This window comes from Pseudomonas rhodesiae (assembly GCF_007858255.1).
In the GTDB taxonomy this organism is placed as follows: domain Bacteria; phylum Pseudomonadota; class Gammaproteobacteria; order Pseudomonadales; family Pseudomonadaceae; genus Aquipseudomonas; species Aquipseudomonas rhodesiae.
In genome coordinates, this window is the sequence record NZ_VFEU01000029.1 from 1 (window position 1) to 23,040 (window position 23,040).

Sequence of the window (23,040 nt, forward strand, 5' to 3'; positions counted from 1 at the left end):
ATAGGAACGGCGTGTTGGCTGCATGACATACCCGCTTAAAAGGCTAGAACTGGTGCCCACTTAAATTAAGTGCACACCATGTCCAAGCGTTGCGGGGTTGGGTAGATGACTTGGCCGGACGCATACGCTGGGTCAAAAATGGTTCGTAGTAGGGCAGCTGCGTATGACGCTTTATAACTGCGGCTAGCGATAAGCCTGTGTCATAAGGCAGCGCCTCGGCAAGCTCGGCTAGTCGACATGGAAAAGCCACGTTCTGCGAGAAGAAGTTCGCGGACTGCGCTCCATCGAAAACGGCTCCACAGCTACGTACGCCACAGAGCCGGGCGTATCTTGAAAGGACGCTGTGAAGCGTCTCATCGGGAAAAACAGCCGGAAAGAAATGGAATTTAAGCGCCATTTCGTCACCCTTTATTCACCCCCTCCGATACAAAGGAGAGAACTCGAATAGATCACTGTTTATCCAACCGGCGCTCTTCAGCGCCTCAATGGAGTCTTCACTTTCACTTAGCGCCTGTGCCTCTGAGGTCTCAACCGCCACCGCCGCAGGTGACTGCGATTTGACTTGGTTAACGGCCGCCACATTAGGTTTGGTAGCACTATTGTCGCTGCGACTGATGACACTGCGCAGCAACGCCAGTCGCTCCGGCCGAGCCACACCATCGAGCGCCATCATGTCGCTTAGTTGGTCTTCAATCGGAAGCAAATCATCGAACTGCCGCATCCGTTTCGGATCTCGGCTTCGCAGAGCGGACAAAGCTGGCTTCAATATCTGCATCTTGGTGTTGCTCACCAACGCAATTGTCTCGGCGGTAACGCATTCCGAACCACTCTGGATCGCATACCTTTGACTGAGCACCAAAAGCTTCACCAAAAAGTCGGTGACCCCTTGTGTATGCTCATACAGCGCATCAAACACATCCTCTGTCAGTTCGACCGGCTGCTGGTACCACTGATAGCTCCAGAGGTTTTCAACAAGCATGCGCCACTCGTCATCGTCCTTCTCAAAACGTTTAAATTCGAGTACCCCGACGCCGCAGCAACGCCTTGCGTTGCGCATGACGTCAGAAAATAGGCTGATCATCGAATTGGTCCCGATGAACACCACAGGAATGCCGATGTTGTTCACTAGATGGAGGAAGAAATTCAGCATGTTGTCCTTGCCCCCAGTTTTTGCAAGGTGCAGGTTCTGAAGTTCGTCGATCAGCAAAGCTCCGATGAAAAATGTACTCGCAACCTGTTCCATTTGTTGCAACGAGTCATTGATGTTCCGAGCCCGATACCGCTTGTAGTAATCCTCATCACCTAAAGCTCGCCCGACCGCATAGAAAAATTGCTGACAGAAGCCTGCCAGCGACCCATCTCGGGGACAGTCAAGCTTGAGCCAGGTGATCTGGGTATGAACGAACTGCTTTCCTTCATAACGCTCGTGGCGAATCGTTTGAGGGTAGAGACTCAAAATGGCTTCGAGTGCGGTGGACTTTCCAATGCCACTAAGGCCAACCAGACTGAACGTTTCGGCAGTGGACTTGAATCCATCGTGGTAGCGCTGTGCGCCCGAAAGTGAGTGAAGATGTCTGACAGTGTCTGGAGAGGTCGGGTTGCGTCCGACGTACCCACGTCGTACCAGCAATGAAAATACGGACTCCAGATCCATGTGGACCAACAAAGGCTGGACCACCGTTCTCAACCGGTCGATGCAGTGAACCCGAGTCGATCGGTCGAGGGTCAGCTCTTCTGGATCAACAGGACGGGGGAAGTTCGAGATTAGTTGCATTGCCACCTCTTCTGAGAAGATCGGTGGCAGCGCTTCGATGAGTGGATTTCCCGCGTAGTCCGCTATCGCCTGCTTCGTGTAGCTTGCGAAAACTTGGGCGCCTTTCATGAGTTTTGTCCTGGGCGGAGGCGTTTGAGCATATCGATAACCTGAGCGCTGCGAGGACCGGCAAAGTTTTCTGAGCGATCTTGGGAGATCTCTGTCTTGAGCACAGGCGATTCAATCCTCACACCCTCTGGCACATGGGCGGTCTCACGCTCCTTGAGGCGCTCAACGGCGCGATTCTCACGAATATTTCCAATCATCTCAGCTTTGGTCGCAGGCGCTGGCTCATCATTTCGCTCAGCGATCGCACCGCTGACGACTTGATTAACTTCCTCTAGAAGCGAAATCCGACTCTCCAACTCAGCGCGTTTATGAGTCGGTGGAGTCTGGCGGTAAGCTTCGAGCAGGTCGAAAATCTCATCGGACCGATAACCAGCATACTTGCTATCAGACTTACGCAAATCGCAACGGATAAACTGTTTGGTGTCTCCCCGGATCCAAATATGTGCTGAGGAATTTGGGTCATACCAACACTCTATCGACCAAACCCCGCGGCTACGGGCTTTCGCAAACCAGTTGTTCTCGATCGCCACATCACAGACATAATGCATTCCTCGGAATAGCACACCACCCTTTTGGACCGTTGCTTGCTCACGCGGAAGCAAATGGAGATAGACCAGTTCATCGGGATGATTGTTTGGTTCGACATGGCCATTTTCCAATGCCCAAGTCCAAATACCTACCGGCGTCGGATCGACACCGTCGTTCATCATCTCTTGAGTGAGCCTGTCGGGCTGCCGGTTGAAGCGGTTATAGTGAAGGACGCACTGGATGATGATCTTAGTGAACTCTTTCATGCTCAGCGTCGCGTCAAGTCGGTAATCTCGCTCCCCACGCTCCTTCTCCCTAGCCGCTACGCCACCAGGAAGCCACCTGATGCCAGTCAGGTTGTTCAGGATACCGAACCGGCTCTCAACCATCGACTTCCAGTCAGGGCGGTAGGGCGGAGCAATTCCCAGCTCGATATTCAGGCCAGTGGCAAGACCTTCAGCTGCTTTCCCCAACATCTCGCCTCGATCAGCGTAGATGTGATGTGGGAGGTGATGACAGTCCCATTCCTCTGAATCGATTGTGACCCCATTGGTAGCGCAAAACTCAACCTTCGAAGTGAAAGCGTTGAAAAGCGCTTGCCTGGCTCCGTTCCAACTCGGGCCCTCTAATCCGATGTAGAGACCGACGATCATGCCGGAAAAGCTATCAATGACGACGTACACAACCGGCCGTCCAATGAGCATTCGCCTGGAGTATCCGTTCACGAGATAAATGTCCGCAATGGTGGCATCGATCTCAAACTGATGGCAGGGGCCACGAAGCCAGTCACGGACGGTTCCAGAAAGGGGGCGGCAATCTTTTAGCCACTTACGCATTCCCTTACGGCCACGTTCAGTTTCAACCTCGTCGAAATATTGCTTTCCCCAATAATCGAACTGTCTAAAGGAAGGAATTTCCGATTCGGGTAGCAAACGACCGCCTGATTCTGGATTTTTCGACAGGTCTTTCGCGGTATAGAACCTCCTGAGCATCTCAACATAGGCGTTGGTTATCGTAGAAGTCTTATCCCCGACAAATAACGAGTAGCCGATACGGATACAGCGCTTATCCACGGCATCGATAACCTTGGTCGGTGAAACGGCAATACCTTGATACCTTGGCTTCCTACCTGGGGGCTTTGCGGGATCATACTTGCGCTCAGGAACTCCGACGCTCGCATAGTTTTTCAAGAGCGCATTTCGAACTTGGCCATTGATCCAGTAACGGTACAGAAGTCGATAGATGCTCTTGCGCTGTATACCGAGCTCAACAGCTCTAGCGCCGACCATTTGACCCATCTCACCAGGAGCGAATATCTGACCTGGATAATCTGAGTCGATCAGGGGTGCGATGATGTTCCACTTTTCATCCCTTTCCCGCTTCTTTTTCTCATCCAAGTCATCCTCTAACACTAAGAGAAACTCAGGCGTAACGACCTTGGCTAGCTTCGTATCACCTGCAATGACGGATCCGCGAAGCTCCTCCAGGCCTAAACCAATCGGTTGGCGGGGCGGATCCGTTAATTGGATCAAAACGACCGCATCGTATCGCTCATTGAGGTACAAGACCCTAACGAAGCCCGGCACGACGGAAAACTCAGTAAGCGGTTCGAAACAATCATTGACTTGGACTTTCATGATAGGCCCTCCGCCGTCAGTGAAATTTTCATTGGTTTCTCAATGATTTCAAATGTTGGTAGTGGTGCAGTCATTTGAATGGGAGTACCAACCAAATCTACCTTGATCGACTTAGCCCATATCAGGTGATGATATAAAGCCCGAGAGTCTTGATAGGAGATAAATAAACGTGCGGCAATCTTTCGCAGAGATTCAGCAGTACTCCACGGGTAGGGACGACAGCTCGCTAAGTGCCCCAGAAAATCTGTGTGTAATGATGGCTCTGCCAAGGCGCGCGGCAGTTGAGCGAACTTCCTGAGTAAGCCTAAATTCTTGATCAAATCGGGGCTGAACATTTCTTCAGTGACAATAGCCCAGTCAACGTGTTGGCCAGCCCAGAATCGCTTTTCGATCTCAAATTTTTCCAACGTTCTCCTGGCTTGTTTGCCTTCGAGGTCGCCGCGGTATTTGATTGTTCTGGCTACAGACTTAAAGCTGCCGTCGGGCTTTTTTATCGTTAATAAAAAATCCGTGGTCATAACGTAAGGAAGCACTGTCTTCGGATACTTTGGGTATCGCACTCCCATAGAGCTCGCGATTGCTTGAGCACTTTCTCGCGGTAGCAATGGATACTGCTCGCGTATATCCACAACATTTTCCGAAAATTCACATACCAAAAAATAGGCGCGTTCTAGGTCAGAAAAGAGGTGGTGGAGACGATCGATCTTCACACCTTGGATCTTGTGGGAGCGTCCTCTGGAGGGCACATCTTGGACGCGCAGCCACGGCAGATAACTGGCACCAGCTCCGCTACCGAATCCATTCGAAATATGCCGCTGAATATCTGTCTCAGACGAAAACCTACGACCGCGCAATGCTACCTCCTTCGTCCGCCGGGACCGCCTCTCCTCGCCCTGAAAAATAGTTATAGGAAAAAATCGCCCACCACCTGTTCATGGTACAGCCCTCTTTAGCCTACTCCCGGAGCGGAACGAAGCGGAGAATCTAGACCGATGGCTCAGCCCAAAAATGGAAACCCCCGTAGATACGGGGGTTTCGGCCTTGTGTCAATCTATGTTGTGTCGTGTCAATCTTTATTGTTTTGTGTCAATCTTTATTGTTAGAAACCAGGGCGGGTCCCCGGGAAACTGCGGATTACTCCACCGTCACCGACTTCGCCAAGTTACGCGGCTGGTCGACGTCAGTCCCCTTGAGCACGGCCACGTAGTACGACAGCAGTTGCAGCGGGATGGTGTAAAGGATCGGCGACAGGGTGTCGTGGATGTGCGGCATGTTGATGACGTGGGTGCCTTCGCCATTGGTCATGCCGGCCTTTTCGTCGGCGAACACAATCAGTTGGCCGCCACGTGCACGCACTTCCTGCAGGTTGGACTTGAGCTTTTCCAACAGTTCATTGTTCGGCGCCACGGTGACCACTGGCATGTCGTCATCCACCAGGGCCAGCGGGCCGTGTTTGAGTTCGCCGGCTGGGTAGGCTTCGGCGTGGATGTACGAGATTTCCTTGAGTTTGAGCGAGCCTTCCATCGCCACTGGGTACTGCGCGCCACGGCCGAGGAACAGGGTGTGGTTCTTGTCGGCGAACAGTTCGGCGACTTTCTCCACGGTGCTGTCCATGGCCAGGGCTTCACCCAAACGGGTTGGTAGGCGACGCAGTTCTTCGACCAAGGTGGCTTCGACGCCAGCGGCAAGAGTGCCACGCACTTGGCCCAGGGACAGGGTCAGCAGCAACAGGCCGACCAGCTGGGTGGTGAATGCCTTGGTGGAGGCCACGCCGATTTCGCGACCGGCCTGGGTCAGTAAGGTCAGGTCGGACTCACGCACCAGGGAACTGATGCTGACGTTGCAGATCGCGAGGCTGGCCAGGAAGCCCAGCTCCTTGGCGTTGCGCAGGGCGGCCAGGGTGTCGGCGGTTTCGCCGGACTGGGAGATGGTCACGAACAACGTATCGGGCTGTACCACCACCTTGCGGTAACGGAACTCGCTGGCCACTTCGACCTGGCACGGAATGCCGGCCAGTTCTTCCAACCAGTAACGCGCGACCATGCCAGCGTGGTAGCTGGTGCCGCAGGCAACGATCTGCACGTTGCGGACCTTGGCGAACAGCTCGGCGGCCTGTGGACCGAAGGCGTTGACCAAGACCTGGTTCTGGCTCAAGCGACCTTCCAGAGTGCGTTGCACCACCGATGGTTGCTCATGGATTTCCTTGAGCATGAAGTGGCGAAACTCGCCCTTGTCGGCGGCTTCGGCGCCATCACGGTATTGCACCGCCTCGCGCTCGACAGAGTTGCCGTTGACGTCCCAGATCGCCACGCTTTCGCGACGGATGTCGGCAATATCGCCTTCTTCCAGATACATGAAGCGGTCAGTCACCTGGCGCAGGGCCAGTTGGTCGGAAGCCAGAAAGTTTTCACCCAGGCCCAGGCCAATCACCAACGGGCTGCCACTGCGGGCGGCCACGACGCGGTCGGGCTGGCTGGCGCTGATCACCGCCAGGCCGTAAGCGCCGTGCAGTTCCTTGACGGTGGCCTTGAGGGCGGTGGTCAGGTCGCCGAGGTCTTTGAGCTTATGGTTGAGCAGGTGGGCGATCACTTCGGTGTCGGTGTCCGAGGTGAACACATAACCCAGACCCTTGAGTTGCTCGCGCAACACTTCGTGGTTTTCGATGATGCCGTTGTGCACCACCGCCAAATCACCGGAAAAATGCGGGTGGGCATTGCGCTCGCACGGTGCACCGTGAGTGGCCCAGCGGGTATGGGCGATGCCCAGGCGGCCGACCAGCGGCTCGCCGGCCAGGGCCTGCTCCAATTCGCTGACCTTGCCCGGGCGACGCGTGCGCTCAAGCTTGCCGGCGTTGGTAAAAACCGCCACACCGGCGCTGTCATAGCCGCGGTATTCCAGGCGCTTGAGGCCTTCGATCAGGATGGGCGTTACGTTACGCTCAGCGACTGCGCCAACAATGCCACACATGGTATTTCTCCTAGATGATTGCCGCGCATATCAGCGTAATGCCGCGGGCTTGGATCTGGTCGCGGGCCTCAAGCGGCAGGCGATCATCGGTAATAAGGGTATGGACGCTGCTCCAGGGCAGTTCCAGGTTGGGAATTTTGCGGCCGATCTTGTCGGACTCGACCATCACCACCACTTCACGGGCGACCTCGGCCATTACGCGGCTCAGGCCCAGCAATTCGTTGAAGGTGGTGGTACCGCGCTGTAAATCGATGCCGTCGGCGCCGATGAACAGTTGATCAAAGTCGTAGGAGCGCAACACCTGCTCGGCGACCTGGCCTTGGAACGAGTCCGAATGCGGGTCCCAGGTGCCGCCGGTCATCAACAGCACCGGCTCGTGTTCCAATTCGCTCAGAGCGCTGGCCACATGCAGGGAGTTGGTCATCACCACCAGGCCAGACTGGTGGCCCAGCTCGGGGATCATGGCCGCTGTGGTGCTGCCGCTGTCGATGATGATTCGTGCATGCTCACGCAAGCGCTTGACCGCAGCACGGGCGATGGCGCGTTTGTACGCGGAAATAGGTTGGGCAGGATCACCGACCAATTCCTGAGGCATGGTGATTGCGCCACCGTAGCGCCGCAGTAACAGGCCATTGCTTTCCAGCGCGGCCAGATCCTTGCGAATGGTGACTTCCGAGGTTTCGAAACGCTTGGCCAATTCATCCACACTGACTTCGCCTTGCTCGTTGAGCAAGGTGAGGATGTTGTGGCGCCGTTGGGGGGTATTACGTTTCGACATGGTAGTGATAAGTTTCGTTTCGAAAGATAACGAAGGCAATCAAAACCTATTGGGATGGTATCGTCAAGCGTCGAGAAGAGATTTTTTAAACGACACATATGAAAATGTGGGAGGGGGCTTGCCCCCGATAGCGCTGGGTCAGTCAGCTCATCTGCCACTGACGCACCGCCATCGGGGGCAAGCCCCCTCCCCCTTTGAAGCTAGCTGCATATATAACTGTGGATAACTCAGGTCTTCTTGATCTTGACCGGGCGCTTCCAGCCGTCAATGTTGCGCTGGCGAGCGCGTGCGACGCCCAGCTGCAAGTTATCCACATCCTGGTTGATGGTGGAGCCGGCGGCGGTAGTCGCGCCATCGCCCACTTTGACCGGCGCGACCAACGAATTGTTGGAGCCGATAAATACGTCGTCGCCCAATACGGTCTGGTGTTTATTGGCGCCGTCGTAATTGCAGGTGATGGTGCCAGCGCCGATATTGGTGCGCGCACCGATGACCGCGTCCCCAAGGTAAGTCAGGTGACCGGCCTTGGCGCCTTCGCCCAGATGGGCATTTTTCAGTTCAACGAAGTTACCCACATGGGCCTTGGCTTCCAGCACGCTGCCGGGGCGCAGCCGCGCAAACGGGCCGGCATCGCTGCCCTCGCCCATTACGGCACCGTCGATATGGCTGTTGGCCTTGATCACCACGCCTTTGCGCAGGGTGCTGTCCTTGATCACGCAGTTCGGGCCAATCACTACGTCGTCTTCGATGATCACGCGGCCTTCGAGGATCACGTTGATATCGATCAGCACGTCGCGGCCCACGGTCACCTCACCACGGATGTCGAAACGTGCCGGATCACGCAGGGTAACGCCCTGGGCCATCAGGCGACGACCTTCGCGCAGTTGGTAGTGACGCTCAAGCTCGGCCAGTTGCTTGCGGTCGTTAGCACCCTGCACTTCCATCGGGTCGTGGGGCTGCTCGGTGGCCACCAGCAAACCATCGCTCACCGCCATTTCGATGACGTCGGTGAGGTAGTACTCGCCCTGGGCATTGTTGTTGGACAGGCGGCCCATCCAATCCGCGAGGTTCTTGGCAGGCACAGCCAGAATCCCGGTGTTGCCTTCGGTAATGGCACGTTGGGCTTGGGTGGCGTCTTTGTGCTCAACAATAGCCGCGACCTTGCCGTCGGCGTTGCGCACGATGCGACCGTAACCGGTCGGGTCATCCAGTTCCACGGTGAGCAGGCCCATTTGGCCTGGAACTACGTGCTGGAGCAGACGTTGCAACGTGTCGACTTCAATAAGCGGCACGTCGCCATAAAGGATCAACACAGTATCTGCGCTTATAAAGGGTACTGCCTGCGCAGTGGCGTGCCCTGTGCCCAATTGCTTGTCTTGGAGGACGAAGTTGAGATCGTCCGCCGCCAGGCGTTCGCGCACCACATCGGCACCATGGCCAATAACCACGTGGATACGCTGGGGCTGCAGTTGCCGGGCGCTGTGGATAACGTGACCCAGCATTGAATGACCGGCGACCGGGTGCAGCACCTTAGGCAAGGCCGAACGCATACGGGTGCCCTGGCCTGCGGCGAGAATGACGATTTCAAGAGACATGAATGGCTACCAATCCTGGGCGGTCCGACTTCAGACCAAAGAAGTGTTTTGCAAAAAAAGAAAAAGGGTAGCCGAGGCTACCCTTTTTAATCAATCGCGCATGAAGCATGACGGCGTGGCCGCTTACTTCTTGCGGATCTGCTGGAGCGTGCGCAGCTGAGCTGCAGCCTCGGCCAGACGTACAGCTGCAGCGCTGTAGTCGAAGTCCGCACCCTTTTCGTTCAGGGCCTTCTCGGCAGCCTTGACGGCTTCCTGAGCGGAGGCTTCATCCAGGTCACTAGCACGTTGCACGGTGTCGGCAAGTACCTTGACCATGTTCGGCTGAACCTCGAGGAAACCGCCGGAGATGTAAAACACCTCCTTTTCCCCGCCTTGCTTGGTCAGAGTGATCGGACCTGGCTTCAAGCTGGTGATCAATGGCGCGTGGCCCATGGCAATACCCAGGTCACCGAGTTCGCCGTGTGCAATCACCATTTCTACCAGACCGGAGAAGATTTCCCCTTCCGCGCTGACGATATCGCAATGGACTGTCATAGCCATCTGATTGCCTCAACCTGATGAGCGCCCGTTTCCGGGCGCCTGGATTACAGTTTCTTGGCTTTCTCGATCGCTTCTTCGATGCCGCCGACCATGTAGAACGCTTGTTCTGGCAGGTGGTCGTAGTCACCGTTGAGGATGCCTTTGAAGCCAGCAATGGTGTCTTTCAGGGAAACGTATTTACCCGAAGCACCGGTGAAGACTTCAGCCACGAAGAACGGCTGCGACAAGAAGCGCTGGATCTTACGAGCACGGTTTACCAACTGCTTGTCGGCTTCCGACAGCTCGTCCATACCCAGGATCGCAATGATGTCCTTCAGTTCTTTGTAACGCTGCAGCACGTACTGAACGCCGCGAGCGGTGTCGTAGTGCTCCTGGCCGATCACGTTCGGGTCCAGCTGGCGCGAAGTCGAGTCCAGTGGATCGACCGCTGGGTAGATACCCAGGGAAGCGATGTCACGGGACAGTACAACGGTGGCGTCCAAGTGGGCGAAGGTGGTCGCTGGGGACGGGTCGGTCAAGTCATCCGCAGGTACGTATACCGCTTGGATCGAGGTGATCGAACCTTCCTTGGTCGAAGTGATACGTTCTTGCAGAACGCCCATCTCTTCAGCCAGGGTCGGCTGGTAACCTACTGCAGAAGGCATACGGCCCAGCAGTGCGGATACTTCAGTACCGGCCAGGGTGTAACGGTAGATGTTGTCGACGAACAGCAGAACGTCGTTACCTTCGTCACGGAACTTCTCGGCCATGGTCAGGCCAGTCAGTGCTACGCGCAGACGGTTTCCCGGCGGCTCGTTCATCTGACCGTAAACCAGTGCCACTTTGTCCAGAACGTTGGAGTCCTTCATCTCGTGGTAGAAGTCGTTACCCTCACGAGTACGCTCACCCACACCGGCGAACACGGAATAACCGCTGTGCTCGATGGCGATGTTACGGATCAGTTCCATCATGTTTACGGTCTTGCCTACACCGGCACCACCGAACAGACCGACTTTACCGCCTTTGGCGAACGGGCAAACCAGGTCGATAACCTTGATGCCGGTTTCCAGCAGGTCGTTGCCGCCCGCCTGTTCTGCGAACGACGGCGCGGCGCGGTGGATACCCCAACGTTCGTCGGTGGCAATCGGGCCAGCTTCGTCGATCGGGTTGCCCAGTACGTCCATGATCCGGCCCAGGGTCGCTTTACCGACCGGTACGGAGATGGCTGCGCCAGAGTCGATAACGTCCAGACCGCGCTTCAAGCCTTCGGTGGAACCCATCGCAATGGTACGAACTACGCCGTCGCCCAGCTGCTGCTGAACTTCCAGGGTAGTGTCCGCGCCTTGTACTTTCAGCGCGTTGTAGATGCTCGGTACGCTGTCGCGTGGAAATTCCACGTCGATAACGGCGCCGATGATTTGAACGATACGTCCGCTACTCATAGCTGGATCCTCTGAATATTTGAACCGTTAAACCGCGGCAGCGCCGCCGACGATTTCCGAGATCTCTTGGGTGATCGCAGCCTGACGCGCCTTGTTGTAGATCAGCTGCAAATCGCTGATCAGATCACCGGCGTTATCGGTAGCGTTTTTCATCGCGATCATCCGCGCCGCTTGTTCAGCTGCGTTGTTCTCGACCACCGCCTGGTACACCTGCGACTCCACGTAGCGCACCATCAAGCCGTCAAGCAGCTCTTTAGCGTCTGGTTCGTAGAGGTAGTCCCAGTGGTGCTTGAGTTCCTGATCCGGGGTCGCCACCAGTGGAATCAATTGCTCCACGGTCGGCTGCTGGGTCATGGTGTTGATGAATTTGTTGGATACCACGGACAGGCGGTCAATCCGGCCTTCCAGGTACGCATCCAGCATCACCTTCACACTGCCGATCAAATCATTGATCGACGGCTCTTCACCCAGGTGGCTGATAGCTGCAACGACGTTACCGCCGAAGTTACGGAAAAAGGCCGCACCCTTGCTACCAACAACACACAGATCGATCTCGACGCCTTTTTCGCGGTTTACCGCCATGTCCTTGACCAGGGCCTTGAACAGGTTGGTATTCAAACCACCGCACAAACCACGGTCACTGCTCACTACGACATAACCAACGCGCTTAACTTCGCGCTCGATCATGAACGGGTGGCGGTATTCCGGGTTGGCGTTGGCCAGATGCCCAATTACCTGGCGGATACGCTCCGCATAAGGACGGCTAGCAGCCATGCGCATTTGTGCCTTGCGCATTTTGCTGACCGCCACTTTTTCCATGGCGCTGGTAATTTTTTGCGTGCTTTTGATGCTCGCAATCTTACTGCGAATCTCTTTTGCGCCTGCCATGTAACACCTATCAGGTTAGCAAGCGGGAGCCTTGCGGCTCCCGCTGCGGCTTACCAGGTTTGGGTGGCCTTGAACTTCTCGATACCGGCTTTCATGCCAGCGTCGATATCGTCATTGAAGTCACCCTTCACGTTGATCTTCGCCATCAAATCGGCGTGATCGCGGTTGAAGTAAGCAATCAGCGCTTGTTCAAAGCTGCCGACCTTGGCGATTTCAACGTCGGTCAGGAACCCACGCTCAGCGGCATACAGCGACAACGCCATGTCAGCGATCGACATTGGGGCGTATTGCTTCTGCTTCATCAGCTCGGTAACGCGCTGACCATGCTCAAGTTGCTTACGGGTCGCTTCGTCCAGGTCAGAAGCGAACTGGGCGAATGCCGCCAGTTCACGGTACTGAGCCAGAGCGGTACGGATACCACCGGAGAGCTTCTTGATGATCTTGGTCTGAGCGGCACCACCCACACGGGATACCGAAACACCGGCGTTCACTGCAGGGCGGATGCCCGAGTTGAACATGGCCGATTCCAGGAAGATCTGACCGTCGGTGATGGAAATCACGTTGGTCGGAACGAACGCAGAAACGTCGCCAGCCTGGGTTTCGATGATCGGCAGTGCGGTCAGGGAACCGGTTTTGCCGGTCACTGCGCCGTTGGTGAACTTCTCTACGTACTCTTCCGAAACGCGGGATGCGCGCTCCAGCAGACGGGAGTGGAGGTAGAACACGTCGCCTGGGTAAGCTTCACGGCCTGGTGGACGGCGCAGCAGCAGGGAAATCTGGCGGTAAGCCACTGCTTGCTTGGACAGATCGTCATAAACGATCAGCGCGTCTTCACCGCGGTCGCGGAAGAATTCACCCATGGTGCAACCGGAGTACGGTGCCAGGAATTGCAGCGCAGGAGATTCCGAAGCACTGGCAGCCACGATGATCGTGTTGGCCAGGGCGCCGTTTTCTTCCAGCTTGCGAACCACGTTGGCGATGGTCGATTGCTTCTGACCGATGGCTACGTAGACGCAGAAAATGCCGCTGTTCTTCTGGTTGATGATCGCGTCGATCGCCAGAGCGGTTTTACCGATCTGACGGTCACCGATGATCAGCTCACGCTGGCCACGGCCGACAGGGATCATGGCATCGACAGCCTTGTAGCCAGTCTGTACAGGCTGGTCTACCGACTTACGCCAGATCACGCCTGGAGCAACTTTCTCGACCGCGTCGGTCTCGGTGTTGCCCAGTGGACCTTTGCCGTCAACAGGGTTACCCAGTGCGTCGACTACGCGACCCAGCAGTTCCTTACCAACCGGAACTTCCAGGATGCGGCCAGTGCACTTGGCGCTCATGCCTTCAGCCAGACTGGTGTATGCGCCCAGTACAACGGCACCTACGGAGTCTTGCTCCAGGTTGAGGGCCATACCGTAGACGCCGCCCGGAAACTCGATCATCTCGCCGTACATAACGTCGGCCAGACCGTGAATCCGCACGATGCCGTCAGATACGCTGACGACAGTGCCTTCGTTACGGGCTTGGGAGGTCACATCGAGCTTGTCGATGCGGCCCTTGATAATTTCACTTATTTCGGAAGGATTGAGTTGCTGCATTGCTCTGCTGCCCCTTCAAACTCAAGATTTCAATGCTTCGGCAAGTTTCGCGATTTTGCCGCGAATCGAGCCATCGATAACCAGGTCGCCGGCACGGATAACAACACCACCAATCAGGGATGCGTCCTCCGAAGCTTGCAGGCGCACTTCCCGATTGAGTCGTGCACTGAGAACCTTGGCGAGTTTGTCTTGCTGTTCTTGGTTCAATGCGAAAGCACTGGTCACTTCAACGTCTACCGATTTCTCTGCTTCAGCCTTGTACAGGTCGAACAGCGCGGCGATCTCCGGCAACAGCGGGAGACGGTCGTTTTCGGCAATGACGTGAATGAAGTTCTGCACCTTCACATCAAACTTGTCGCCGCACACTTCAATAAAAGTGGCGGCCTTGTCTGCGCTCGTCAGGCGCGGGGCCTTGAGCACGCGCTGCATGGTGTCGTCTTGCGACACTGCTGCAGCCAGGCCGAGCATGGCTGACCAAGAGGCCAGCTGCTGGTGGGCCTGGGCGTGCTCGAAGGCTGCCTTAGCGTAAGGTCGGGCCAACGTGGTCAGTTCTGCCATGATCGCCCTCGCTTAAATTTCAGCAGCCAGTTTGTTAACCAGCTCCGCGTGCGCGTTTTGATCGATTGTGGCACCGAGGATCTTCTCAGCACCGCCGACCGCCAGAGCACCCAGTTGGGCACGCAGCGCGTCTTTGACGCCGTTCAGTTCCTGTTCGATCTCGGCATGAGCCGAAGCTTTCACACGGTCAGCTTCGACGCGGGCTTTTTCAACAGCCTCTTCGACGATCTGGTTACCGCGTTTCTTGGCTTGCTCAATGATCTCAGCTGCCTGTGCTTTAGCTTCGCGCAGTTGATGACCCACTTTCTCTTGGGCCAACTCCAGGTCGCGAGCTGCACGGCTGGCAGCGTCCAAGCCGTCCGCGATCTTCTTCTGACGTTCGTGCAAAGCCGCGATGACCGGAGGCCACACGAACTTCATGCAAAACACTACAAAAATGAAGAACGCAACGGATTGGCCAATCAGGGTTGCATTAATGTTCACGCCAACACCTCGCTCATTCGTTGTCCATCACCCCAATCACTCGAAATCGAGTGATTAGCCAGCGAGTTGACCAACGAAGGGGTTCGCGAAGGTGAAGAACAGTGCGATACCAACGCCGATCATGGTCACGGCGTCGAGCAGGCCGGCGACGATGAACATTTTAACTTGCAGCATTGGGACCATTTCTGGCTGGCGCGCTGCGCCTTCCAGGAACTTGCCGCCCAGCAGGCCGAAACCAATGGCAGTACCCAGGGCGCCCAGGCCGATCAACAGTGCAACAGCGATAGCGGTTAGACCAACTACAGTTTCCATCTTTCCTCCCGACTTTTACGTCGTATGGTTTAGGTTTTTTAGATTTTAAAGCGGTAAAACAAATCGTTTCATTAGCCCTGGTGGGCCACCTTCCCGTTTCACCGGGAAGGACATCAGACTGGTCGAGACCGGCCTTAATGGTTCTCTTCGTGCGCCATCGACAGGTAGACGATGGTCAGCATCATGAAGATGAAGGCCTGCAGGGTAATGATCAGGATGTGGAATACAGCCCACGCCCACTGCAGAACAACGCCCAGGCCGCTAAGCCAGAGCAGACCGCTGCCGAACATCACAGCGATCAGAATGAACACCAGTTCGCCGGCATACATGTTGCCGAACAGTCGCAGTGCCAGGGAAATCGGCTTGGCGACCAGGGTGACGAACTCCAGCAGGAAGTTCACCGGAATCAGCAGGGCCTGAACGAAAATGTTCTTGCTGCCGAACGGGTGCAGGGTCAACTCGCCGATGAAGCCGCCGATGCCCTTGACTTTGATGCTGTAGAAAATGATCAACGCGAACACCGACAGGGCCATGCCCAGGGTGGCGTTAGGGTCCGTGGTGGAAACGGCACGGAATGGAATGTGGTGATCGCCGGAGATCAGGATCGCCAATTGAGGAATCCAGTCGACCGGAATCAGGTCGACGGCGTTCATCAGGAACACCCAGACGAAGATGGTCAGTGCCAGCGGTGCGATCACCGGGCTACGGCCATGGAAGCTGTCTTTCACGCTGCCATCGACGAATTCGACCAATACCTCAACGAAGTTTTGCAGGGCACCCGGCTGACCGGAAGTCGCCTTTTTCGCCGCCATGCGGAAAATCAGGACGAAGATCAGACCCAGTGCGACCGACCAGCCCAGAGTATCCAGGTGGAAAGCCCAAAAGCCCATTTCTTTGGCTTCTGCTGCGGTGTGGGCGAAGCCCCAGCCGCCGTTGGGAAGCTGACCGAAGGTCAGGTTCTGCAAGTGGTGCTGGATATAGCCCGAAGCGGTTGTTTCTGCCATGGTTGCCTCAAACGCCCTAAGGTTTCGAAAGTCTTGTTTTCATTAGCAGGGGAGCGAACCAGCTGACCAGTTGGGTCAACACGAAGACACCGAATACAGCCAGCGGCGCCAATGGCTTCACACCTGCAAAGGTCAGTGCAAACAGCACTGCCGTCAAAATCAGTTTCCCCGCCTCGCCGGCATAAAAAGACCGGACGATGGCCTGGGCTGCTCGGGCGCCGGAAAACCGAAAGGCCCTGTGAGCAAAGTACATATTGGGCAGCAAGGCTATCAGGCCTCCGCAGAGTCCTGAATATCCGGCTACGACTCCATGCCAATACCAAAGCGCCAATGCGGCGATCAGCAGGATGACAAATTGAGCCAATAAAACCGGGAAAACGGCCAAGCGATGGAACGGCAACGTGTTTGGCGTGCGGGTTTCCATCACTCTTGCTCCTCAATGGTCGGCTGCCGGAAATCAATAACTTGGCATAATTTGTGCCGACAAAATGCGCGCAGAGTATAGGGGCGGTTCAGCCCCTATTCAACTGTCGGGTAGTGATTTCCGATCACGCGCTACATAAGCAAATGTTTCAGCGGATGTGGGCAAGGACGCCCTGAAGCTCATCGAGGGAGTTATATCCGATGACCAATTGGCCTTTGCCTTTCTTGCCATGGCGAATTTGCACCGCAGAGCCCAGGCGCTCGGCCAGGCGCTGCTCGAGGCGTGCGATATCCGGATCAGGTTTGGCCGTTTCGACCGGTGCAGGTTTACCACTGAGCCACTGCCGGACCAATGCCTCGGTCTGACGAACAGTGAGCCCTCGTGCGACAACGTGTCGCGCCCCTTCAACCTGTTGATTTTCCGGCAAACCGAGCAACGCACGGGCATGGCCCATTTCCAGGTCACCATGGGACAACATGGTCTTGATGACTTCCGGCAGCGCGATCAGACGCAGCAGGTTGGACACAGTTACGCGGGATTTACCTACCGCCTCGGCCACCTGTTGCTGGGTCAGCTGGAATTCTTGCTGCAGACGCTGCAACGCAATCGCTTCTTCGATGGGGTTGAGGTCTTCACGCTGGATGTTCTCGATCAAGGCCATGGCAATCGCGGTTTCGTCCGGCACATCGCGGACCATCGCCGGGATCGTCTCTTTGCCGGCCTGCTGGCTGGCACGCCAGCGGCGCTCGCCGGCGATGATCTCAAAACGGCCCCCACCGATCGGGCGAACCACGATCGGTTGCATCACACCCTGGGCCTTGATCGAATTGGCCAGCTCTTCCAGCGCCTGGGGATCCATGTCCCGGCGCGGCTGGTATTTGCCGCGCTGGATCAGGTCCAGGGGCAGGTGCTGCAACTCGCGCTCGTCAGCCTGCACCGCTTGTTCTTCAAGGGATGTAACGGTCGGACCACTCAACAGTGCATCCAGTCCACGTCCGAGACCTCGTTTCTTGACGGCCATGGGGATTCCTTAAGTTGGCTGGGCGGCAGCGGTGCGTGAGTTGCGGCGTTGGCGACGGACCATCTCGCCGGCCAGTGCCAGGTAGGCAATGGCGCCACGGGACGATTTGTCGTAAGCCAGGGCAGGCATGCCGTAGCTCGGGGCTTCGGCCAAACGGATGTTGCGCGGGATCACCGTATCGTAGAGCTGGTCGCCGAAGTGTTCCTTGAGCTGCGCCGACACATCGTTCATCAGGCTCAGGCGCGGATCGAACATAGTCCGCAAAAGACCTTCGATCTGCAGGTTCGGGTTGAGCAACTCGGCAATCCGCTTGATGTTATCCACAAGGTCACTCAAGCCTTCGAGCGCGTAGTACTCGCACTGCATGGGGATGATCACCCCATCGGCAGCGACCAGCGCGTTGAGCGTGAGCATCGACAATGAGGGTGGGCAGTCGATCAAAATGTAATCGTAATTCTCGCGGATCGGTGCCAAGGCGCTGCGCAGACGGCTTTCTTTCATCTGCATTTCCAGCAGCACCACTTCGGCCGCAGTCAGATCGCGGTTGGCCGGTAGTAGCTGATAACCGCCGTGTTCGGAATAGTGCATGGCCTGGGCCAGGTCGCACTCGCCGATCAGCAAGTCATAGACTGAGTTTTCCAGGCCGTGTTTATCCACACCGCTACCCATGGTGGCGTTGCCCTGTGGATCAAGATCGATCAACAGCACCCGGCGCTTGGTGGCCACCAGGGATGCTGCGAGGTTGATGCAGGTGGTGGTTTTGCCCACGCCACCTTTTTGGTTCGCTATCGCGAATACCTTAGCCATTCTTGCTTGTGTTCCCAATCATGCCGTGCGGCGCAGTATCAGCAGATGGCGTTGGCCTTGGCAACCGGGTACGGCCAAGGCGTGTTCGCTATCAAGGTGGAAGTCCGTCGGCAATGCTAACAGCTCATCGCTTGGATGGACGCCCTTCATTGCCAGCCAACGGGTGTCTTGGTCGCCCAGGTGGCGGGTCCAGTTGCTGAAGTTTTCCATGCTACTGAACGCCCGGGAAACAATTCCGTTGAAGGGCTGTTCAGGCGTAAAGGCTTCGACGCGGCTGTGGATAACCTGCAGGTTATCCAATTTGAGTTCGAGTTTGACCTGAGTCAGAAAGCGCGTCTTCTTGCCGTTACTGTCCAGGCAAGTGACTTGGGACTCAGGAAACAGGATGGCCAGAGGGATGCCCGGCATGCCTCCGCCACTGCCCACGTCCAGCCAGCGACCATTTTCGATAAAGGGCATCACGCTCAAGCTGTCGAGCAAATGACGCGACACCATCTCGTCGGGATCGCGAACGGCCGTCAGGTTGTAAGCCTTGTTCCACTTGATCAGCAGGGCCAGATAGCCCAGCAGCAAGTCATGCTGGGCCGGGGTAAGGTCGACGCCCAACTGGCGCGCACCTGTGGATAACTCTTCGGCGTGTTGCGAGGTGACCAACGAACTCAAGCGCTTTGCTCCAACTGACGGCCCGCGCCGCGTTTTTTCAAATGAATCATCAACAGCGAGATCGCTGCCGGGGTAACGCCGGGGATCCGCGAAGCCTGGCCCAGGGTTTCAGGGCGAGTTATCCCCAGCTTGCTTTGGATCTCCTTCGACAGCCCGGAAATGCTCGTGTAGTCGATATCCACAGGTAGCTTGGTGTCTTCACTGGCGCGCAAGCGGGCAATTTCATCCTGCTGGCGGTCAATGTAACCGGCGTACTTGGTTTTGATTTCAACCTGTTCGGCGACCTGTGGATCTTCTGCGCCCTGCCCCGTCACTTCGACCAAGCCAGCGTAGTCGATTTCCGGACGGGACAGCAGGTTCAGAAGGTTGTACTCGTGGGTCAGTGGCGTGCCGAACTTTTCGGCAATCGCGTCACCCTGCTCGGTGCCCGGGCGAACCCAAGTACTTTTCAGGCGTTGCTCTTCCAGCGCGATGCTCTCGCGTTTTTTGCAGAAAGCAGCCCAACGCACATCGTCGACCAGGCCCAGTTCGCGGCCTTTTTCGGTCAGGCGCAGATCGGCATTGTCTTCACGCAGGATCAAACGGTATTCCGCCCGCGAGGTAAACATCCGGTATGGTTCCTGGGTGCCCAGGGTAATCAGGTCATCGACCAATACACCGATGTATGCCTCATCGCGACGCGGGCACCAGCTGTCTTTGCCCTGCGCACGCAATGCTGCGTTGGTTCCGGCCAGTAAACCCTGGGCCCCGGCTTCTTCGTAACCGGTGGTGCCGTTGATTTGCCCGGCGAAGAACAAACCGCCGATCACTTTGGTTTCCAGGCTGTATTTCAGATCGCGGGGGTCGAAGTAGTCATATTCGATGGCGTAACCCGGGCGCACGATGTGTGCGTTTTCCATGCCGCGAATCGATTGCACGATCTGGATTTGCACATCGAAGGGCAGCGAAGTGGAAATGCCGTTCGGATACAACTCGTGGGTCGTCAGGCCTTCGGGCTCGATGAAGACCTGATGGCTTTCCTTGTCGGCAAAGCGGTGGATCTTGTCTTCGATCGATGGGCAATAGCGCGGGCCGACGCCTTCGATGACCCCGGAATACATCGGCGAGCGGTCGAGGTTCGCCGCGATGATTTCGTGGGTACGGGCGTTGGTGTGGGTGATCCAGCAACTGACCTGTTTAGGGTGTTGCTCTTTGGAGCCCATGAACGACATCACTGGAATCGGTGTATCGCCCGCTTGTTCGGTCATCACCGAAAAGTCCACAGAACGCCCATCGATACGCGGCGGCGTCCCGGTTTTCAAACGACCGACACGTAGCGGCAATTCACGTAGGCGTTTTGCCAGGGCAATCGACGGCGGGTCGCCGGCGCGACCGCCGGAATAATTCTGCATACCGATGTGGATAAGTCCGCCCAGGAACGTACCTGTGGTCAACACCACGCATTCTGCAAAGAAACGCAGGCCCATTTGGGTGACAACACCGCGCACCTGGTCTTGCTCAACGATCAGGTCATCGGCTGCCTGTTGAAATATCCACAGGTTCGGCTGGTTTTCCAGGGTTTCGCGCACCGCCGCCTTGTACAGGATGCGGTCGGCTTGTGCCCGAGTCGCTCGCACGGCAGGGCCTTTGCGGCTATTGAGTACGCGAAATTGAATACCGCCCTTGTCGGTGGCCATGGCCATCGCGCCGCCGAGGGCGTCGATTTCTTTGACCAGATGGCTTTTACCAATGCCACCGATGGCAGGGTTGCAACTCATCGCACCGAGGGTTTCCACGTTGTGCGTCAGCAGCAGGGTTTTGACGCCCATGCGCGCTGACGCCAGTGCTGCCTCGGTACCGGCATGACCGCCGCCGATGACGATCACTTCAAAACGGGAAGGGAAATCCACCACGCACCTCGTGCCTGCTTATGTAGGTAATCAGGAATTGTCTGTTGAAAGGGTTTTGGAGCTTTGGCGGCAAGTATAGGGACTTAGCCCTTCCTAAAGAACCCTTTGCACAAAATTTAACCAGCTGTGGATGAATCACAGACAATAGAAATTAAAAGAGAGAAATTTATTAAATCTTTGTTTTTATGTTTATTTCTACTGAGCAAGCATTCTGTGGATAGATTGCTGTAAGCCTTTATATTCGCTGTGTACAGAGGTTCAAAAGTCTGTGGTCATGTGCCGATAAGCCCGTTGGATAACTGCGTTAAGCCTGTGGATTAAAGTGCTGGTTATCCACAGACGGGTTTATCCTTGGTTTTTAAGCCCTGTTATCAACTGGGTACAGTGCCGCTTACCCACAGGGCTTAATCCACAGATTTTCGCCATTCACCCTAGATTCGCCCATGGCGTAGCCACACCTATCTTCCGATTGGAGCCGATGACCTCATTGGGAGACCTATTGTGGGAAAACCACAGCGCAGTTAATAATAGCGATTATCATTAACCTACCTAACGCGCCCTATGCCTCTTCCTTCTCACACGGCAGCCGTCCAGCACATCTACGAGCAACACCACACGTGGCTGCGCGGATGGCTCAAAGGCAAATTAAATAACGCCTGTGATGCGGCCGATGTGGCCCACGATACGTTCGTGCGCATCTTGGGTGGACGACACGCCTCCCAGATTCTGGAACCGCGTGATTATCTGGCAACCATCGCCAGGGGCCTGGTGATTGATCGTTATCGACGAAGTGCCGTTGAACAGGCCTATAAGGAGGCCCTGGCTGAACGTCCTGAGATCACCGTCGTTAGTGAGGAGGACAAAGCGCTCATCATCGAAACATTAGTCGCTGTGGATAAAGCCCTGCACGCGCTTGGCGGGCGTGCACGAACAATCTTCATGCTGTCCCAGATCGATGGGCTGACTTATCAACAGATCGCCGATCAACTGCAGGTTTCGCTCACAACGGTGAAAAAACACATGATCCGAGCGTTTACCGAGTGTTCATTGATCATGGCCAATTCCTGATGGCCGCCCCCGACCGCGACACCTTTGAAGCCGCCGCCACTTGGTATGTGCAATTTCAGTCTCAAGCTCCCACACCCGCCGAACACCATGCCTGGCAGCAATGGTTGAGGCGCGACCCTTCCCATTTGGCCGCTTGGAACCAGCTCGAACAGCTGCAACGCAGTCTGGGCGGGTTACCACAGGACGTTACTCGGCGTGCGCTGTCGACGACTCAACAACGCCGGCAAGTACTTAAGTGGATGCTGGTGCTTGGCGGTGGGGGCTATCTCGGTTGGAATCTTCAGCAACACAGTGGCGTGGGAACGTTGTTGGCCGACTACCGCACGCCGATTGGCAAACATCAACGTATCCAATTGGCCGACGGCACCCGAATCGAACTCAACACTCGCTCAGCAATCGATGTGATATTCGACGAACGGCAGCGGCTTATTCGTCTGCGCGAGGGTGAGGTACTTATCCACACCGGCAGGTTGGCGGCGCAGCTACCCTTCTATGTTGAAACCCGCCAAGGTCGGGTTCAGGCATTGGGCACCCGCTTTACCGTACGTCAGCTGGCCGATTCCACTCGCGTTGGAGTGTTGGAGGATCGCGTACAGGTGTCACCCGTAGACAATCCTTCCTCTGGCCAACTCCTCAAGGCGGGGCAGAGCGCCGACTTTGATCGGCTTAATGTCGGCCCGATCCTTCCCTTCACCGCAACCCAGGCCGCCTGGATCGACGGTCAATTAATCGTGCTGGATGCGCGGCTTGGCGATGTAATCGACGAGTTGTCACGCTATCGTCCCGGAGTCCTGCAATGCGATGCCGTCTCGGCCCGTCTGCGCGTATCCGGTACGTTCCGTCTGGACGCCACCGATGCAGTACTGACCAACCTGCAAGCCACCTTGCCTATCCAAGTGAAATACTTCACCCGCTATTGGGTTTCGATAACGCCAATCGGTTGATCGAAAATAATTCACCAGGAGGGTTACCTTTTTTTC

The 23,040-nt window shown here is 56.2% G+C and carries 22 protein-coding genes; 2 read left to right on the forward strand and 20 right to left on the reverse strand.

What is annotated here, in order from left to right:
- Nucleotides 1-43 precede the first annotated feature (43 nt).
- The 20 genes from FIV35_RS25370 to mnmG all read right to left on the reverse strand — a co-directional run bounded on the left by FIV35_RS25370 (nucleotide 44) and on the right by mnmG (nucleotide 20,992).
- Nucleotides 44-397 carry a TniQ family protein gene (locus tag FIV35_RS25370; protein ID WP_083377928.1) on the reverse strand — a complete coding sequence of 118 codons (354 nt, stop codon included), beginning with the start codon at nucleotides 395-397 and terminating at the stop codon, nucleotides 44-46.
- 15 nt (nucleotides 398-412) lie between these two features.
- Nucleotides 413-1,882, reverse strand: coding sequence for an ATP-binding protein (locus FIV35_RS25375; RefSeq protein ID WP_034139926.1), 1,470 nt, complete (start codon nucleotides 1,880-1,882; stop codon nucleotides 413-415).
- Entirely contained in the window at nucleotides 1,879-4,047 is a 2,169-nt protein-coding gene (locus FIV35_RS25380) for a Mu transposase C-terminal domain-containing protein (protein WP_034139927.1), read from the reverse strand. The genes FIV35_RS25375 and FIV35_RS25380 overlap by 4 nt, the downstream gene beginning before the upstream one ends.
- The gene (locus FIV35_RS25385) at nucleotides 4,044-4,901 is read right to left on the reverse strand and encodes a TnsA endonuclease N-terminal domain-containing protein (RefSeq protein WP_034139928.1); all 858 of its coding nucleotides are present in this window, start codon (nucleotides 4,899-4,901) and stop codon (nucleotides 4,044-4,046) included. The genes FIV35_RS25380 and FIV35_RS25385 overlap by 4 nt, the downstream gene beginning before the upstream one ends.
- 280 nt (nucleotides 4,902-5,181) lie before the next feature.
- Nucleotides 5,182-7,014, reverse strand: coding sequence for a glutamine--fructose-6-phosphate transaminase (isomerizing) (gene glmS, locus FIV35_RS25390; protein ID WP_034101596.1), 1,833 nt, complete (start codon nucleotides 7,012-7,014; stop codon nucleotides 5,182-5,184).
- A gap of 10 nt (nucleotides 7,015-7,024) precedes the next feature.
- A complete protein-coding gene (locus FIV35_RS25395) occupies nucleotides 7,025-7,792 on the reverse strand; it encodes a DeoR/GlpR family DNA-binding transcription regulator (protein WP_034139929.1) in 768 nt (255 codons plus the stop codon).
- Nucleotides 7,793-8,019: 227 nt separating this feature from the next.
- Nucleotides 8,020-9,387: a bifunctional UDP-N-acetylglucosamine diphosphorylase/glucosamine-1-phosphate N-acetyltransferase GlmU gene (gene glmU / locus FIV35_RS25400; protein ID WP_034139930.1), complete on the reverse strand. Its 1,368-nt coding sequence runs from the start codon at nucleotides 9,385-9,387 to the stop codon at nucleotides 8,020-8,022.
- A gap of 123 nt (nucleotides 9,388-9,510) precedes the next feature.
- Nucleotides 9,511-9,927: a F0F1 ATP synthase subunit epsilon gene (locus FIV35_RS25405; protein ID WP_034101601.1), complete on the reverse strand. Its 417-nt coding sequence runs from the start codon at nucleotides 9,925-9,927 to the stop codon at nucleotides 9,511-9,513.
- Nucleotides 9,928-9,971: 44 nt separating this feature from the next.
- Nucleotides 9,972-11,348, reverse strand: coding sequence for a F0F1 ATP synthase subunit beta (gene atpD, locus FIV35_RS25410; RefSeq protein WP_034101603.1), 1,377 nt, complete (start codon nucleotides 11,346-11,348; stop codon nucleotides 9,972-9,974).
- Nucleotides 11,349-11,375: 27 nt separating this feature from the next.
- Nucleotides 11,376-12,236, reverse strand: a complete 861-nt coding sequence (gene atpG / locus FIV35_RS25415; protein ID WP_034139931.1) for a F0F1 ATP synthase subunit gamma — start codon at nucleotides 12,234-12,236, stop codon at nucleotides 11,376-11,378.
- 50 nt (nucleotides 12,237-12,286) lie between these two features.
- Nucleotides 12,287-13,831, reverse strand: coding sequence for a F0F1 ATP synthase subunit alpha (gene atpA, locus FIV35_RS25420; protein WP_034101605.1), 1,545 nt, complete (start codon nucleotides 13,829-13,831; stop codon nucleotides 12,287-12,289).
- Between the two features lie 21 nt (nucleotides 13,832-13,852).
- Nucleotides 13,853-14,389, reverse strand: a complete 537-nt coding sequence (locus FIV35_RS25425; protein WP_003195833.1) for a F0F1 ATP synthase subunit delta — start codon at nucleotides 14,387-14,389, stop codon at nucleotides 13,853-13,855.
- A gap of 12 nt (nucleotides 14,390-14,401) precedes the next feature.
- Nucleotides 14,402-14,872 (reverse strand): F0F1 ATP synthase subunit B, encoded by a 471-nt coding sequence (locus FIV35_RS25430; protein WP_003177066.1) that lies wholly within the window; start codon nucleotides 14,870-14,872, stop codon nucleotides 14,402-14,404.
- 54 nt (nucleotides 14,873-14,926) lie between these two features.
- Complete coding sequence (gene atpE, locus FIV35_RS25435) at nucleotides 14,927-15,184, reverse strand: F0F1 ATP synthase subunit C (protein WP_002555987.1); 258 nt, start codon at nucleotides 15,182-15,184, stop codon at nucleotides 14,927-14,929.
- A gap of 134 nt (nucleotides 15,185-15,318) precedes the next feature.
- Nucleotides 15,319-16,188, reverse strand: a complete 870-nt coding sequence (atpB, locus tag FIV35_RS25440; RefSeq protein WP_034101609.1) for a F0F1 ATP synthase subunit A — start codon at nucleotides 16,186-16,188, stop codon at nucleotides 15,319-15,321.
- Between the two features lie 16 nt (nucleotides 16,189-16,204).
- Nucleotides 16,205-16,612: a F0F1 ATP synthase subunit I gene (locus FIV35_RS25445; RefSeq protein ID WP_010565865.1), complete on the reverse strand. Its 408-nt coding sequence runs from the start codon at nucleotides 16,610-16,612 to the stop codon at nucleotides 16,205-16,207.
- A gap of 148 nt (nucleotides 16,613-16,760) precedes the next feature.
- Nucleotides 16,761-17,633 (reverse strand): ParB/RepB/Spo0J family partition protein, encoded by an 873-nt coding sequence (locus FIV35_RS25450; protein WP_016970690.1) that lies wholly within the window; start codon nucleotides 17,631-17,633, stop codon nucleotides 16,761-16,763.
- 9 nt (nucleotides 17,634-17,642) lie between these two features.
- Nucleotides 17,643-18,440, reverse strand: coding sequence for a ParA family protein (locus FIV35_RS25455; RefSeq protein ID WP_016978715.1), 798 nt, complete (start codon nucleotides 18,438-18,440; stop codon nucleotides 17,643-17,645).
- An 18-nt stretch (nucleotides 18,441-18,458) separates the two neighbouring features.
- The gene (gene rsmG / locus FIV35_RS25460) at nucleotides 18,459-19,103 is read right to left on the reverse strand and encodes a 16S rRNA (guanine(527)-N(7))-methyltransferase RsmG (protein WP_034139932.1); all 645 of its coding nucleotides are present in this window, start codon (nucleotides 19,101-19,103) and stop codon (nucleotides 18,459-18,461) included.
- A complete protein-coding gene (mnmG, locus tag FIV35_RS25465; RefSeq protein ID WP_034139961.1) occupies nucleotides 19,100-20,992 on the reverse strand; it encodes a tRNA uridine-5-carboxymethylaminomethyl(34) synthesis enzyme MnmG in 1,893 nt (630 codons plus the stop codon). Before mnmG ends, rsmG begins: the two co-directional genes overlap by 4 nt.
- 561 nt (nucleotides 20,993-21,553) lie before the next feature.
- On the opposite strand from mnmG, the gene FIV35_RS25470 reads away from it, so the two are divergent.
- Together FIV35_RS25470 and FIV35_RS25475 are read left to right on the forward strand one after the other, a co-directional pair.
- A complete protein-coding gene (locus tag FIV35_RS25470) occupies nucleotides 21,554-22,060 on the forward strand; it encodes a sigma-70 family RNA polymerase sigma factor (RefSeq protein ID WP_034139933.1) in 507 nt (168 codons plus the stop codon).
- Complete coding sequence (locus tag FIV35_RS25475; RefSeq protein ID WP_034139934.1) at nucleotides 22,060-23,004, forward strand: FecR domain-containing protein; 945 nt, start codon at nucleotides 22,060-22,062, stop codon at nucleotides 23,002-23,004. Before FIV35_RS25470 ends, FIV35_RS25475 begins: the two co-directional genes overlap by 1 nt.
- Nucleotides 23,005-23,040: the final 36 nt, after the last annotated feature.